A 15,342-nucleotide genomic window follows, 5' to 3' on the forward strand; every position below is an offset into this window, starting at 1 on the left:
AGAATCTACTATTCAAAAATGGGTTTTACTCTTCTATTTTCAAAAAGCATAATGCATTCTTAAATTCACTTTAAAGATATGGCAAAGATATGCATCGTTGGAATTTGAGGCAAAAAGATAGATTGCAAAGGTACAGATTTTAGGGGAATCTTCAACAAATACATTTTCGGATTGATATTTTCTGTGATTCCTAAGCTATCGTATCTATAACCAAACTCCAAAAAAATAGTTTCACCATAAATTGGAGATTGGCACCAATCGGAAAAGGCTATGTTCACTTCTTGACTTGATCCATCTTGGTAAAGAATTAGTATCTTACCTGTATAATTTCCATGGTCGCTCGCTCCAACAATGTACATGTAATCGAATTTTTTTTCTATATTTTTTAGATTTATAACTTGTGAAGTTAATATTAGGTTATCGTTTCGATCGATTTTAATTTTAAAATATACATCTTCTTTTTCATAAAATAACAAATTATTCACTAAATGTTTTGTAAGTTCTTCTGCTGGGTATTTTGCCCCTATTATTCCATCGAAGTTATCGAAATTCCCGGATTTTCTGTTGGAAAAACTTACAATTCCGTCGTTGTTAAATAACTCTTCTATATTCAATAAAAAGCCGTTTTCGAAAAAAATACCTTCAACTTCAGCAGTTTGGGTATATAAACTTTCTTCTGCTTTTGTTTCATAAGTTGTTTTTTCAATTTTACCTTTTGAGAATTCATAATAAGATTGGTCGAATTCGAATATATAAATGGGATCTATTGGTTTTAAAATAACTTGATCTATGTAAATAAAGCCATTTTCAGGTTTTAAATACAAAATAATTCGATTATCCTTCATATTTAAGCTTCCAACGTACATTATACCATCGCCCGGCTCTATGTTTTTATCTATTGAATTATCTCCAGAAGAAGCTTTAACGTAGGTTTTAGAATCAAAAGACCCGGATATGCAAACTTCATACTCATCAGAATAAAAGTTGTCAATTTTTTGTCTGATCCTTATGCTTTCCTCAGTCTTAATCCGAATGTTGTTGGCATTATCTAATTCGAAAGAATAAATGCCTGTATTCATTTTCTCAGCTTCAAACAATAGAGTTTGCCGCCCACCAACTATCTTAGATGAAGTTAATGGTTGAATCTCTGGAGGTAAGGTTTTTAACCTTACTAAACTTAGCAAAGCACATATTGTCGATTCAGCACCAGCATTGCTGTTTATATATATTGAGTGTAGAGAGTCATAACCCTCACCGTTAGGTCCATACATAGGAGAAGATAAATGGTTGTTCCTTTCAAAAAAGCCTCCAAACAATACAGCCATATGGGCATATTTTTCTTCACGGGTAACTAAGTATAATTTCACCAAAGTTGAAATTATTGGTTCGACTGCATAAGCAATCTGAGGATACGTTTTTATATACTTTCCTATTTCATAAACAGGACCTAGTGAAAGCAATACTGGATAGAATTCATCCGCTAGAAAGATTGCAGAATCTAAATGTTTAGAATTTCCTGTTATTTTGTACAGTTCAATCAGAGATTCCCCTTGCCTACTACCCCAACTGTGCCATAATTGGTAATCTGTTCCTTCGTTGAACGCCCCCTTCAACAGCCCTTCTTTTATCTGTGTATCAATAATTGAATCCCCAATTTTTATTGCCAATTCTTTTACACTTTCATCCCCTGTATATTTGTAATATTCAATCACCCCTAAAAGGAAAACGGAAGAAACATCCGAATTTTTATTTAAAAAATTATTGTCATCCAAGCTCTTTGACAAAAAACTATACGCTAATTTGGCAGAACTTTCTAATTTCTTTTGAAAATCCCGATCCTCATTATAGATTCCTAATGCATTTGAAATAGCCCAAAATCCTCTTGCCGCCCACCAGTTTGCTGATTTCCTACTCGTAATTCCTTGCTTATTAATACTGCCATCATCAAAAATAAAGTTATAGAAATCTCCATCAGAGTCTTGAAGGGCCATCACAAAATCTAAAGCTTCTTTTGCTCTTAGAAGGTAATGCTCGTTTTTATACAGTTTATAAAGTTCTGTATACAACACTGCTACCCTTGCTACATCATCTACACAAGTTACTCCTTCGCCTTTTGCCCCTGTGTGAACATATGTATCTCCAAATTTTTCTGCATATACCCAATAACCGATTTTTGACTCACCTTCTATTATGAATTCGTCCCTTAAGAATTCAAGATGGTTAAGATTTATCTCCGGCACACTAAAAGAAATTACAGATAAAAAAAGAAAAGAAAACATAAAGAATTTCCTCCAATTCATAAACGTTCCTCCCTATAAACTTTGTGCTAACAAATATTTCTGCAGCATTTATAAATGCTGCAGAAATAAGAGATTTACTGAACAATGAGTTTTAAGTTTTGTATCTCATGCGCTCTTCCTTCCAGCAATCTTATAGCTTCTGCGGTGTCCTTTGCAGAATAAATCGAGAAATATCTCGTATAAGTTACTTTGTCTCCTGCTTTGAATTTCATCATCCAATCAGCTTCATTCGTTCCTTCAAAGGTACCTTTTGTAGCTTCATAATTATTCAATTCTCCAGGGATCCATCTAAATATCCCATCTCTAAATTCTCTACTTTCATAAAACCAAAAATCATTATAAACAAATTTTTTAAGGTCAGAATAAACGACTGATGTTTGTGGCAATATTTCTGCGGCTATCAAACCATATTTCTCTGAAAAATTAGCTCTCCAATCTTCCATAGAAACAAAGGCATATGTCGCTCCCCACCACAAAGGTTTCATTGAATCGATAGCTGGAAATACCACATAAGCATTTTCATCAACTATTTCTATAGCGTCTCTTTCTTTCCAATATTCATATGGAGTAATTCCTAATTGTTCTGACCAAATCATTCTTCTAAATATAGGAGTGATATGTAACGAACTATCATCAACGGTTGTTAAAGGTGCTGTAGCCATAACCTGTAATTTCATTATGTCCACGTAATTGGAGAATGAAAATTCGTTTTCTACTAGCACATCCCCAGTTTTAAAAATATGTGTGGTTAATTTTTGTGTGAGACCAGGAAGATCTTCATAGGAAAGTACTGCCTGAACAGTTACAGCAACAGGTCCTGGATCAAAAACTTTTAAATCCTTCACTGTTAATCCCATAGATGTTGTTTCAACGTGTTTGCCTAACTTCCCGTCTACATAGTATGTGCTACCTGACCAGCCAGCAATTCTTGCTGTTCCGAGTTCATTGTACAAGATTCCTTGCACGTTGCCAAATTTAGTAAAGTTTGCTAATCCGTGGTTATTTACCTTGACCGTAAAATTTTTGTTTATTACATTGTATTCCCCATCTTTTTCCTCGATTGTGAAAACTGGTTCGAATTGTAGTAAGTCTAAATCCCAATCATCCGATACAACGATATTGGCTTCATTCTTAAATACAAATTGGAGAAAATCTGAAGAAGAAATCCTTCCGTTTTGATCAACATCCACAATCTGATAGGGAAGATTCTTCCCTTTCGAATCTTTTATTCTGATAGAATTCCAGTTCGCATCGAAATCATATCCAACAAAATCCAACAACTCAGAAAAACTCACCACAAATGGAACCTCAAGGTTTGTTATTTGCTCGGTAGAAACTTTTAACAACTTCTCCTCTGCAAAAAGGGTGAAGGTTACAAGAAGAACCGTCACTAAAGTTACAAAAATCTTGGTTTTTTTCACTTTTATTCCTCCTCCTTTCCTTATTCATAAATAAATCTAATGTGATACTCACAAAGCAAGCAGACTTTGTAATTTATAGTTATGTAAGCGCTTACAATACTATTAATAATTATAACACCTAAAAAGAGTCTATGCAAGGTCGATTATAACTGTTTATATGTAATTAGAAGCAATTACGGACTTTTAGCAGTTGAAATCTCCTATTTTCTTATTTTTTATTTTCTAAATGCATTTTATCGAATATCAACTCTTAGAAAAACGAAGAATTTTTGAAATAATCGAGAATAATTACCTTCAATTGACTTTATTCGGCTATAATCAAGTTTGACTTTCTTTTAGGATACTGTTATAATTTTTTTGAAAGCGCTTACAATTTGGAGGTCTTACTAAATGTCAAAGATAGATGATGTTGCAAAATTAGCCAGTGTATCGATAGCCACAGTATCAAGAGTTTTGAATTCAAAAGACAATGTTTCAAAAAAAACTAAAGAAAAAGTTCTGCGAGCTATCGAAGAATTAGATTATAAACCCTCGAGAATCGCTCGAAATTTAGCCAACAAAAAAAATTCTTATAACATTGGTTTAGTCATTAGTAAAAGAATAGACAAAATTCTCAAGGGGAATGACTCGTTTGGTATAAGAGAGTTCTATACAACTGTTTTAGCGGGGATAGAAACTTTAGCAAAAGAAAACAATATCCAAATAAAAATGGAAACCTTTGATAATGGAAATAGAAAATTATTGGAAGATTTAGATGGTTTGCTGATAATGGGAGGAGACCGCCTACCCAACTTTATTGAAAATTCAGATTTACCGAAGGTACTGGTAGATAATTACATTCCTGCTTTAAAAGTTGATTCGGTAATCTCAAATGGGTTTGATGGTGCTTATTATACAATAAAACAAATGATCTTACGGGGATATAAAAAGATTACACATATTCACGGTCCACTTACATATTGGGGATTTAGAAATAGATTTGAAGGATATACCGCAGCGATGACTGAATTTGGATTGCTGCCTCAAACATTCGAGTGCGACGAAACTCCGGAAGGTATATTATATGCATTAAATCTATCTTTATCCAAAAAACCCAATGTAATTTTCGCTTCAAACGATTTTATAGCTTTAATAATTTTAAATTTTTTAAAAAAGAAAAAAATTCATGTTCCAAAAGAGATTCAACTAATTGGATTTGACGATATTATCTCTTCTTCAGTTTCTGAACCTAAATTGTCTACAGTAAAAGTTTTCAAATTTGAGATGGGAAATATCGCTTTAAATAGATTAATAGATTTGATCAATGAAAAGAATCCTCATCCAGCAATGATCTCCCTATTCACCACTTTTGTAGAAAGGGACAGTACGATAATAGCTAAGAATAGTGACCAAGCAATATAAGAAATAAAATGACTCATTTTAAAAAGTTACAAATAATCATTGAGTAGTAACGCCAATTCAAAGGAGGTATGATCAGTATGAAAAAGGTAACAGTGGTGTTTATTGTGTTATTGTTGACGGTTTTTGCGTTTTCTCAGACAAAACTCGTTTTTTGGACCGCTCCTAATCCACAGCAAGAAATGTTTTGGAAGGAAGTCGTTGCTGAATATGAAGCTTTACATCCTGAAATTGATATCGAGTGGTCTACCATTCCAGCAGCAGGAAGTTCAGAAGAAGCTATTCTAACAGCTATAGCTTCGGGGAGAGGTCCGGATATTTCCACCAACATTTTTTCGGGATTTGCCGCACAGTTAGCAGATATAGGCCAATTAGTAGCTTTAAATGAATTAGAAGGATTTGATGAACTTGTTGAAACAAGAAAGATGGGAAGTATCATAGAAGGCTGGAAAATAAACGACAATGCATATGTTATACCTATTTATTCAAACCCTATTTTGATGTGGTGGAGAGATTCATTATTGAAAGATGCTGGCTTTGATAATCCCCCTAGAACATACTCGGAGATTTACGAATTTTCTAAAAACTTTGTGGTACCTATGGAACAATATTCCATTCAAGTAATTGCCGGAAGAAACTGGTGGGATAGATGGTTTGACTTTATAACGTATTACTATGCTGCAGGCAAAGGAAAATCATATATAGATACTGAAAGGATGAGAGCAACATTTAACGACGAAATTGGCCAAGAAGTAGCTCAGTTTATCAAAACAATGTTTGATAACCAATGGACTGCTGTAGACTTAGGTACCGATCCATTTTATAACGGAGCTATTGCTGGAACATTGATGGGGCCTTGGAGCATCGCTTATGCAGAGAATCAGTATCCAGACGTCATTGATGATATTGTTATTACAACGCCACCAGTTCCTGACAATTATCCAAGTGATCAACCAATTTATACTTTTGCTGATACAAAGGGACTTGTAATTTTTAATACTACAAAACATTTGAAAGAAGCTTGGGAATTCGTTAAATGGGTATTCTCAAAAGAAGATTTTGATTCGAAATGGTTAGAATACACCAAAATGCCCCCAGCAAGAGAAGATTTATTAACTAATGAAATATTTGCTGATTTTTGGAAGACAAAACCTTTAGCGGCTGAATATGCCGAATATGTCCCCTATGCTGTTCCCCCTGCACCAATCACAACAACTGTTGATGTACAAGAGAACATGACCGTTGAATTGATTGAACCATTGGCGCACGGTACTAAAGATGTTCAAAAAGCTTTAGATGATGCTGTTAAAGCTATAAACAGAATCCTTTGGTAAGGGAAGGTTAAAATGATGAGTAAAAGAAAGGGGTTAGCAAAAAAAGAAGCAAGGAAAGGATTCGGTATTTCTTCAATATATTTAATTTATGCGGCAATATTTTGGGGTTATCCTTTTGTATGGTTATTTATACTCCTTTTTTCTAAATGGAGGTTTGTCGGATCTCCTCAATTCGTCGGTTTTCGCAACATTACGAGGGTCTTGACCGACCCTCTTTTTTGGAAAACAGTAACTAATGTTTTTCGTTTTATGATGTACTATATCCCTCTTGTGTTAATAGGGGCTTTACTCTTTGCCATTGCTTTGAACAAAATAAAGTTTGGAAAAACATTTATATCGCTTTCTTTTTTGTTAGCCAATGTTTCATCAGGAGTTGCTTATTCTATTATGTTTTCAAACCTTTTTTCTGTAAATGGACCCGTAAATAAAGCTTTAAATACTCTTTTCGGTATTACTATTCCTTGGTTTACAAGCCCACAATGGGCGATGTTTTCCATTGCTTTGATAGTTATTTGGAAATTCATTGGCTACTATGGCTTAATACTATATGCAGGGTTAACCGCTATACCAAAATCTTTATATGAAGCGGCGGAGTTGGACGGTGCAGGAAGTCTTACAAAGTTTTTTAAAATCACATTGCCACTATTAAATCCCTCCATAATAATGGTCTCGGTTTTGGCTATTACTTTGGCTTTTGGAATATTTACAGAACCCTACATGATAACCGGGGGTGGGCCAATGAGAAGTACTTTAACCCCGATGATGCATATGATTACTACAGCATTCCAAAGAATGGACCCAACTTACGCAGCAACAATGGCAGTATTTGTTGCTATGATTAGCTTTGGAATGATTTGGATAATAAGGAAAACTATGGAGAGAGAAGTTGATCTAGTATGACAAATAAAAAAATACAGTCTGGAAATGTAATTCTTCATATAATAATGTTTTTTTTATCTCTAATCTGGTTTTACCCTTATGCATGGCTATTCTTGGCATCGGTAAAACCTTCCGCTGAAATCTATACCAGATTCCTACCAACAAAGTTCACTTTAGACCATTTTAAATTTATACTAGAAAGCGCCGAAAGAATGAATAGACCGTTTATAAGGGCATTTTTTATAAGTTTATTTGCATCTGTCACTGTTACAGTATGTGTTATAATAACATCTGCCATTATTTCTTTTGCGTTGTCAAAATATAGATTTAAGGCAAGAGATGGAATATTTAATTTCATTATCTTCCAAATGGTGTTTCCTGGATTCATGTTTACGATACCTTTATACATATTAATGCGAAACATGCATTTGTTAAATTCGTTGGCTGCATTAATTGTTCCCTTTATTATGAGCGGATGGGGTATTTTTATGATGACTCAAAGTTTTAGAGGGACCCCAAACGACTATATCGAAGCAGCAAAAATCGACGGAGCCAGCGATTTATTCATTATTTTTAGAATTATGTTACCTTTAAACAATTCCGTTATGGCCATTGTTGGGCTCTTCACATTCATCGGAGTATGGGATAATTTCATGTGGCCACTCATCGTCATTCAGGATTATTACAAAATGCCTCTTTCCGTGTTGCTTGCAAGTTTTAATCATGAATACGGTGCATATATTGGACCAGTAATGGCAGGTTCAGTGATCCAAACTTTGCCAATGGTGCTTATCTTCATTATCTTCAGAAAGGCTTTTTTACAAGGTATTTCAATGTCTTTGAAATAATCACAATCAAAAAACTGTACTTAAAAGGAAGGGATACATATTGAATTTGAAGTTAAAAAGGCATTCATTAAACCCGTTGTTTGGTCCAAATCCAATGCATTTGTGGGAGTCTAGGTTTGTTTTTAATCCTGCAGTAGTTTATGACGGGAAAATCTTCCATATGTTGTACCGTGCCCAAGGAGAAGATATGGTTTCTCGGATAGGCTATGCAGTAAGTTTGGACGGTATACACTTCAATAGAATGGAAAAACCTGTATTTGAACCATCAGATTTATCGGAACTATACGGTGTCGAAGACCCAAGAATAACGTATATAGATGGAAAATATTATATGTGTTACACAGCTTATTCTCCGAGAAATGTTAAAATATCCTTAGCCTCCACAGAGAATTTCTTTACTTGGGAAAGATATGGAACTATTTTGCCCGAAAGTCCTAATAAAGATGCTGCCTTGTTTCCAGAAAAGGTTAATGGAAAATATATTTTAATTCATAGGTTGGAACCAGATATTTGGTTTGCATATTCTGAGGATTTAATGCATTGGGACAATTATGTAAAAATTGCTTCACCAAGAAAGGATTATTGGGATAACTTAAAGATCGGAGCCGGTGGTCCGCCTTTAAAAACTCCATATGGTTGGCTATTTTTGTATCATGGTGTCCAAGAAGATATCAGACCTATCTACAGGTTGGGTTTTATGCTTTTAGATTTAAAAGATCCAACAAAGGTTTTAAAAAGAACAGAAGAACCCATTTTAGAGCCTCAGGAAAACTGGGAGATTTTCGGAGGAGTTCCAAACGTCGTATTCTCAGATGCGTTGGTCGAATATGGTGATCAATACTATGTTTACTATGGTGGAGCTGACAACTACATAGCTTTGGCTACTATTTCAAAAAAAGAAGTTTTCGATTGGATAAAGGAGTGAACTTTTTTAGGCAGGGTTTTTGATAGCAGCACTTCATAATAAAAGTCGGTAGATTCGATCTCCCGACTTTTAATATTTAAATATTACTTTAAATCTTTTTTCTTGCTCAAATACTCTTCTCTTGAAATCCGCCCCAGAGCATATTCTTGTTTGAGAATGTCCAGAGCATGATAGCTGCTGCGCTTTTTGTTTGCCCCAAATAACAGCACAATCACCGTTACAAGTAGTCCCCAGAAAAGCAAAGGTATAATCCACCAATATCCACCTAGAATACTCTGCCCATAAGCACCCCACAGGTAACAATATCCCATAATAAACACTCCTCTCCAGAAATTTATTTACTCATGCCGCTCATAGTCAAGCCTTTTTGTCTCTACAACCTTAATTTTTTGAATCCTATTTCAAGTCTTTCATTATCTGATCAAATTCTTCCTTGCTTATTTCACCTTTAGCATAACGCTCTTTAGCGATCTCTTCAGCTCTATCAGCTTGATGATGAAAGTCATTATTATTGTTGTGATATGAACTCGAATTATCGTCATTCCTATTATTAATAAAATAAATCACTGCTATGACAATTATTATCAAGAAAATCAAAGAAAATCCTCCACCTATCATTCCCAAACCGTATCCCATCATAATTTATCCCTCCTTTCCTAACTACTGCATTTTTATAGTTTCATCAATTTGTCCATGCACTGTTTTAAATTTTCTAAGAGCCTTTTCGTGTTTCATAAAATTGCTTCATTTTTATCCATCCCATAAGGGGAGGGTATAAAAATTATAAACGATTTTTATTACACTCAAATTAATATGGATTACCAAAGTAGTAAACCTATCTTACAAAAAATGAAATTCTATTCATTGAAGAAAAGACAACCCTTTCTTATTAGGTTAGCCAAAGAAATACACAGCTTTATTGCTAAAATTCCATTTAATGTGATATAATTAAAATACCTTAGCGGGGTATTGCCAACTTTTAATCATTTGGAAAAAGGAGTAAAGTGGATGAATTCTCTTGCCATAACAAATTCTGTTACTTTTTTAACGGCATTTTCTGGTGGGTTATTATCATTTTTTAGCCCATGTGTTTTCCCTTTAATACCCGTTTTTTTTGCATTGGTGATCCCTGATATCTCAAACACCCGTTTGGTCATCAAAAGGAGTTTAGGCTTTTTTCTTGGACTTTCTCTCTTTTTTGCCTTGTTAGGCAGTATTTCTGGTAGTATTGGTATGATGCTTGCAATGTATCAAAGCGTTATTAACATAGTTGCTGGTGTATTAATAATATTATTTGGATTTCTGTTTTTGATAAATAAAAGTTTGATTTCAGCAAAGAATATAGACATCAGAAAATACAATAAAAATAATTCCTTTTTTTCCGCCTTTTTAATTGGGATTTTAATTTCTTTAGTATGGATCCCGTGTGCAAGCCCAATTTTGGCTTCGATTCTTACCTTAGCAACGACAACAGGAGAACCAATAAGAGGAGCTCTTTTACTTTTTGTTTATTCCCTGGGACTTTCCATCCCGTTTTTATTCTTTAGTGGTATTGTCAGTAAAATATTATCTAAAGTAACCTTAGGAGAGCCAAAATGGCAAAAATCCTTGAGAATTATTGGTGGTATTTTGCTTATGGTAGTGGGTACTATGGTTTCATTTGGGATTTTTAACAATCTAAGCGTCATATAAAATGGAGGTGTGCTTTATGAAAAGATTTTTCATTGCAATGTTATTTCTACTACCAGTAATTACAATATTTTCTGTCCCTTTAGATGAATTTGTTTTTGAAAATTTCAATGATGCTTTCGAAGTTGCCAAGTTAACAAACAAAAAAGTTGTCGTTATGTTTTCAACTCCAACGTGTCCAGTGTGCGCTCAATTCAAAGAAACAACATTGTTGGATGAAGAGATTCAAAAATGGCTACGCACAGAATTTGTTTTTGTAGAAATCTATCCTACAACTGAAAAAGCCACATTTCAAGGAGAAGAATATAATTATGGCCAGTTGTTTTATGCCTTTGGTGCGAGATACACACCAACCTTCATATTCTTCGACGAACAACAAAACCCTTTTGGAGCAGTTATGGGGGGATATCCAGCCGATATATTTATAGATATCTTAAAATATATATCTTATGAAAAAAATGAAGAGATTAGCCTCGATAAATTTATAGAAGATGGATTAGGAAAAGATATCCATATTCTTCCAAAAACTCTTCACTTATCAAAAGATGAAATCGAAAGATTATTGGACTTGGATCCAAATTCCAAAGTCTATGAACCCGGTAAAAATTATGATCCGTATACAAATATAGTTTTACTTCAGAAAAACACAAACGAACAAAACTTAGAGGATTTTTACGTTAAAATCTTTGAATCTAAGAATTAGAAAATTTATTTCTGAAAAATAGTCCAATCTTGGGCTATTTTTCTAATATTTTGAGAATGTCTTCAAATTTTGTATCGCCGTTAATGTTACCTCTTACTTCGCTTCCCCCACCTTTAATGTTGTTATTTACTTTTAATTTGTCTATAAGCTCTTTACAGTTAATATTGTTTGAGAAAATAGAAAAGGTTTTGTTCTTCTCATCCTCAATAATGAGTGTATAATTTTTTAAATCGACGTATTTGTGTAGAAAATCTGCGGTTTCATCCTCTTTTTTATGGTAAACTACTTTGTTATTGTTCACAATCACCGCCTTTTCGATTAAATCTCTTGCGAGATGATAAGCCATTTTTTCTGCTAACTTTTTAATACGGTTCTTATAATCTTTGTTTTCATTTAATAGACTTTCTACTTTATTTTCTAAATCATACAATCCAGATGTCAAGATAGAAGAAATGCTTTTTAAAATCGAATCTTTTTGTGAATAATCCTCAATGGTTCTAAGACCTCCTAAAAAATATATCCTTGTTAAATTCCCTTTTACTTTTTCTGTATTTGTTATCTTTAAAAGATTGATATTACCCGTATTTTTTACATGAAAACCGCCACAAGCAGATATATCAAAATCATCTATTTTTATCAGCCTCACTTCACCACTTACTTTATCACTTAGAGGTTTTCTTAAATTGTATTTCTGAGCTCCCTCTTTATCAGTAAATATTTCTTCCACTTCTATACACTTAGAAATTATATCGTTTGAAAGTTCTTGGGCTTTATTTAACACTTCTTCCCCAATATTTTGTCCATCCAAATCTATAGTAGAATATTCTTCACCCATCTTAAAACTAACGGTTTTTAATGAAGCTATTCTTTCAAAAGCAGCCGATAATATATGTTGTGCAGTATGCTGTTGAGCTATATCAAATCTTCTTTTTTCATCTATTTCATAAAAATATTCACCTGGGTGTAAATATTTGTTTAAGACCACAACTTTTTCTGTAGAACTTAAAACTTCAGCAGTATCAATTTTACCCCTATCTCCAATTTGTCCGCCTTTCCCATCAGGATAAAAAGGGTTATTCTCTATGGTAGCAAAATACCTATTTGCTTGCTTTACTACATTGATTATCTTTACTTTTTCACTCAAATTTAAAGCCTCCTTTTGCTCTTAGTCTAAAACTTTATATATAGCGCCCCTTAACCCGGGCGTTAAGGGGGTTCCCCCTTAAAAACCCCAAATTCAAGATCAAAACCATTTAAAAACATCGTTTGCGCGCTGCAGCAAACCTAAAAAAGTTTTTTGCACTGAACAGCAAAAGCTATTTCAGCACTGTTTAATTTCTAAAACCTTTAATTTTTATTCTTGGATTCCTTTTAAGATCATTTTATTATATAATATAATAGTTAGTAGAGAATCAAAAATCTTTGAGAGAGAGTTGAGTGCTTTGAGAAAATTCTTCCTACTTTTTTTCTTGACTATTTTCAGTATAAACTTATTCTCCAATTTAATAGTAAATAATTTTGAACATACCAACATTATTGATTTTTTTGTAAATGAAAATACAGGCGAAATTTCCACAATTGTAGAGAATAATTACCTTAAAACTTATGATTTGAAGGAAAAGTGCATTAACCATTATTACTCAACTTCTTCTATACCCACACATGTGGAATGGATCCTCAACAATAAATATACTATAATCGCCGAAAATGATGGAACAATAGAAGTTTTTAACAACGATACCTCTCTTCTTAATTACAAAATAAACGTAACCAACGAATCTATCACCTCTTTATCTAGCTTTGGCGAAAGAATAGTATTTACTTCCTTAGATAAAACGATCTACGTATACAATATCACCAAAAGAAAGGTCGAATTTCAACGGAGGTTTTCAACAATACCAACGGTCGCAGAATTTTATGATGAGAATACCATATTAGTAGCAGACCATTCTGGTAGGATTTATTTAATAGATTATTCGAATGGTACAGAAATAAATACCCTTAAAATTGATAATTATTCCATAATTAAATTGGCGATAGTAAATAACAATGTATATGCTTTTTCTATGAATGGAAATATTTATGTATTGAATAAAGATTTGAAGATAATAGATTCTTTTTCATTAGGTTTAACGATTAGAGAGGTCGCTTTTTCACCATCAAATGAAAATTTTACTGTATTAACTTTGAATCATAGAATCTTACTTTTTGATTCTTCTAATTTAAAAAAAGTTCAAGAACTAAAGTTTGATACTTTTAGTATTAAATCTCTTGAATGGAGTTATAACAAAAGCGATATTATTTACGTAAACGATGGAGTTAACATATACTCTTTAAATATTGAATCAAAATCCATTGAAAAATTACTGGAATTAAAAAAACCCGATGTTATAAAAATTATAAGAAATAATAATCTTATTTATTACTTAACTTCCAACAGTGAAATAGGTGTTTTTAATATTGATTCAGCAAAAATTGAGAATCATTTTTCTTTTTCTGAAGAAGCAGTTGATTTTGAAATAACAAAAAATGGATATTTGATACTTTCAGAAAATTCCGGATACGTGTCGCTTTACGATCCTGAAGGTACATTAAAAGAAAATAAGAAAATTAGTGATTTTAAATTAACCACTTTGAAGCTTTCTCCTTCAGAAAAGTTCTTAATTGCAGGAGGATGGGATAATAATGTTTATATGCTTACACTACCCGATTTAAGTGTTTATAAGAAAGTTGAAAACCTTCATAGTAATTGGATAAAAGATATTTCTATCAATTACGAAGAAAATAAAATAGCCATGGCAAGCTTAGATAAAAAGGTAAGCATATCAGATTTTCCAACCTTTAAAAATACAATTTACGTAGAAGAATTTCCCTACATTATTTGGTCACTGGATTGGGCTAATAATTCAAATTTTCTTTCTATGGGAGGATTTGAAGGAGTTTTACGTTTATGGGATGGAAGGTTTAATCAATTATATAAAAAATTTGATATTATTACATCTCCAATAAAGGTAATTAAGTGGAGTCCCGATGATAACTACATAGCTACAGGAACAACAGATGGAAATGTCTATATTTGGAATAGTAAAAGTAGAACCTTACAATCAACTATAAATGTTTCCAATGGAGAAATCAATGATTTAGCTTGGAGCGATGATGAAAGGTATTTGTATGCCTTGAGTAAAGGTAATTTGTTGAGTCTCATAGATCTTCAGCAAAATACTATAACTTTGAAAAGTATTATTTTTGAAAACGGCTACTCTGTTTCCTACAGAAAAAACGGAGAGTATACTACTAACATCCCCGAAAAAGAAGAAAACAAATTTTTCTATAAAAATAATCCTATAAGCCTTTTCGAAGCTGTCACCTTTAAAAGGAAAGAATCTATAAACATTCCCGTATTAGAAGGACCGATTATAAACGTACCTTCAGAATTTTTGGTCTCAGATAAAAACAACTCTCTGCTTCTCAGTGCTTTTGACAATAATCTTATTACAAAAATTGAAATATTAGGTCAAACTTTTTTAGTTAACAGCCAATCTTACTATCTATCATTGGAGATAAATCCTGAAAAGCTTACATCAAATGTCCTTGAAATATCTGCTTACGACAATGATAGAAATAAATCCACAAAATATGTTAATTTGAAGTTTGAGAACATATATCTTCAAGTATTCACTAATCAAGCAGAAATCACAAACGAGGAAGGGGAAATTATAGCTATTGCAAGTCGAGGAGACCTTCTAAAATTAAAGGGAGTTTTAGGAGATACTTATAAAGTAGAATATATTGACAAAGAAGGATATATTAAAAAAGCATTTGTCACCCTTTAAAAAAGCCCTCAA

The 15,342-nt window shown here is 32.9% G+C and carries 13 protein-coding genes; 8 read left to right on the forward strand and 5 right to left on the reverse strand.

The features are described 5' to 3' along the window. Nucleotides 1-65 precede the first annotated feature (65 nt). Both AD60_RS05855 and AD60_RS05860 read right to left on the reverse strand, forming a co-directional pair. On the reverse strand, nucleotides 66-2,279 hold the full coding sequence (locus AD60_RS05855; RefSeq protein WP_103876733.1) for a hypothetical protein: 2,214 nt from the start codon (nucleotides 2,277-2,279) through the stop codon (nucleotides 66-68). Between the two features lie 95 nt (nucleotides 2,280-2,374). After that, nucleotides 2,375-3,721, reverse strand: coding sequence for a hypothetical protein (locus tag AD60_RS05860; protein WP_103876734.1), 1,347 nt, complete (start codon nucleotides 3,719-3,721; stop codon nucleotides 2,375-2,377). A gap of 390 nt (nucleotides 3,722-4,111) precedes the next feature. Between AD60_RS05860 and AD60_RS05865 the strand changes: the two genes are divergently transcribed. The 5 genes from AD60_RS05865 (at nucleotide 4,112) to AD60_RS05885 (ending at nucleotide 9,105) form a co-directional block, all read left to right on the forward strand. Then, nucleotides 4,112-5,122, forward strand: coding sequence for a LacI family DNA-binding transcriptional regulator (locus AD60_RS05865; RefSeq protein WP_103876735.1), 1,011 nt, complete (start codon nucleotides 4,112-4,114; stop codon nucleotides 5,120-5,122). A gap of 77 nt (nucleotides 5,123-5,199) precedes the next feature. Beyond that, nucleotides 5,200-6,453, forward strand: a complete 1,254-nt coding sequence (locus tag AD60_RS05870) for an extracellular solute-binding protein (protein ID WP_103876736.1) — start codon at nucleotides 5,200-5,202, stop codon at nucleotides 6,451-6,453. Nucleotides 6,454-6,468: 15 nt separating this feature from the next. Beyond that, the gene (locus AD60_RS05875) at nucleotides 6,469-7,353 is read left to right on the forward strand and encodes a carbohydrate ABC transporter permease (RefSeq protein WP_166667792.1); all 885 of its coding nucleotides are present in this window, start codon (nucleotides 6,469-6,471) and stop codon (nucleotides 7,351-7,353) included. Further along, the gene (locus tag AD60_RS05880; protein WP_103876738.1) at nucleotides 7,350-8,180 is read left to right on the forward strand and encodes a carbohydrate ABC transporter permease; all 831 of its coding nucleotides are present in this window, start codon (nucleotides 7,350-7,352) and stop codon (nucleotides 8,178-8,180) included. The genes AD60_RS05875 and AD60_RS05880 overlap by 4 nt, the downstream gene beginning before the upstream one ends. A 40-nt stretch (nucleotides 8,181-8,220) precedes the next feature. Next, entirely contained in the window at nucleotides 8,221-9,105 is an 885-nt protein-coding gene (locus AD60_RS05885) for a glycosidase (protein WP_103876739.1), read from the forward strand. Between the two features lie 83 nt (nucleotides 9,106-9,188). On the opposite strand, the gene AD60_RS05890 is transcribed toward AD60_RS05885, so the two are convergent. Both AD60_RS05890 and AD60_RS05895 read right to left on the reverse strand, forming a co-directional pair. Further along, a complete protein-coding gene (locus AD60_RS05890; RefSeq protein ID WP_103876740.1) occupies nucleotides 9,189-9,416 on the reverse strand; it encodes an SHOCT domain-containing protein in 228 nt (75 codons plus the stop codon). Between the two features lie 85 nt (nucleotides 9,417-9,501). Beyond that, a complete protein-coding gene (locus AD60_RS05895; protein WP_103876741.1) occupies nucleotides 9,502-9,744 on the reverse strand; it encodes an SHOCT domain-containing protein in 243 nt (80 codons plus the stop codon). Nucleotides 9,745-10,113: 369 nt separating this feature from the next. Here AD60_RS05895 and AD60_RS05900 point away from each other — a divergent pair, with 369 nt between their 5' ends. Next, a complete protein-coding gene (locus AD60_RS05900; RefSeq protein ID WP_103876742.1) occupies nucleotides 10,114-10,797 on the forward strand; it encodes a cytochrome c biogenesis CcdA family protein in 684 nt (227 codons plus the stop codon). 16 nt (nucleotides 10,798-10,813) lie between these two features. Beyond that, nucleotides 10,814-11,497: a thioredoxin fold domain-containing protein gene (locus AD60_RS05905; RefSeq protein WP_158248393.1), complete on the forward strand. Its 684-nt coding sequence runs from the start codon at nucleotides 10,814-10,816 to the stop codon at nucleotides 11,495-11,497. A gap of 34 nt (nucleotides 11,498-11,531) precedes the next feature. Here AD60_RS05905 and AD60_RS05910 read toward each other — a convergent pair whose 3' ends face one another. Next, entirely contained in the window at nucleotides 11,532-12,641 is a 1,110-nt protein-coding gene (locus tag AD60_RS05910) for an alanyl-tRNA editing protein (RefSeq protein WP_103876744.1), read from the reverse strand. 298 nt (nucleotides 12,642-12,939) lie between these two features. On the opposite strand from AD60_RS05910, the gene AD60_RS05915 reads away from it, so the two are divergent. Next, complete coding sequence (locus tag AD60_RS05915) at nucleotides 12,940-15,330, forward strand: WD40 repeat domain-containing protein (RefSeq protein ID WP_103876745.1); 2,391 nt, start codon at nucleotides 12,940-12,942, stop codon at nucleotides 15,328-15,330. Nucleotides 15,331-15,342 lie beyond the last annotated feature (12 nt).

It is taken from the genome of Petrotoga sp. SL27, from assembly GCF_002924605.1.
In the GTDB taxonomy this organism is placed as follows: domain Bacteria; phylum Thermotogota; class Thermotogae; order Petrotogales; family Petrotogaceae; genus Petrotoga; species Petrotoga sibirica.

Coding starts and splice junctions, on each gene's coding strand:
- AD60_RS05855 (WP_103876733.1), bottom strand. CDS start 2,279: ATGTTTTCTTTTCTTTTTTTATCTGTAATTTCTTTTAGTGTGCCGGAG.
- AD60_RS05865 (WP_103876735.1), top strand. CDS start 4,112: ATGTCAAAGATAGATGATGTTGCAAAATTAGCCAGTGTATCGATAGCC.
- AD60_RS05870 (WP_103876736.1), top strand. CDS start 5,200: ATGAAAAAGGTAACAGTGGTGTTTATTGTGTTATTGTTGACGGTTTTT.
- AD60_RS05875 (WP_166667792.1), top strand. CDS start 6,469: ATGAGTAAAAGAAAGGGGTTAGCAAAAAAAGAAGCAAGGAAAGGATTC.
- AD60_RS05880 (WP_103876738.1), top strand. CDS start 7,350: ATGACAAATAAAAAAATACAGTCTGGAAATGTAATTCTTCATATAATA.
- AD60_RS05890 (WP_103876740.1), bottom strand. CDS start 9,416: ATGGGATATTGTTACCTGTGGGGTGCTTATGGGCAGAGTATTCTAGGT.
- AD60_RS05895 (WP_103876741.1), bottom strand. CDS start 9,744: ATGATGGGATACGGTTTGGGAATGATAGGTGGAGGATTTTCTTTGATT.
- AD60_RS05900 (WP_103876742.1), top strand. CDS start 10,114: ATGAATTCTCTTGCCATAACAAATTCTGTTACTTTTTTAACGGCATTT.
- AD60_RS05905 (WP_158248393.1), top strand. CDS start 10,814: ATGAAAAGATTTTTCATTGCAATGTTATTTCTACTACCAGTAATTACA.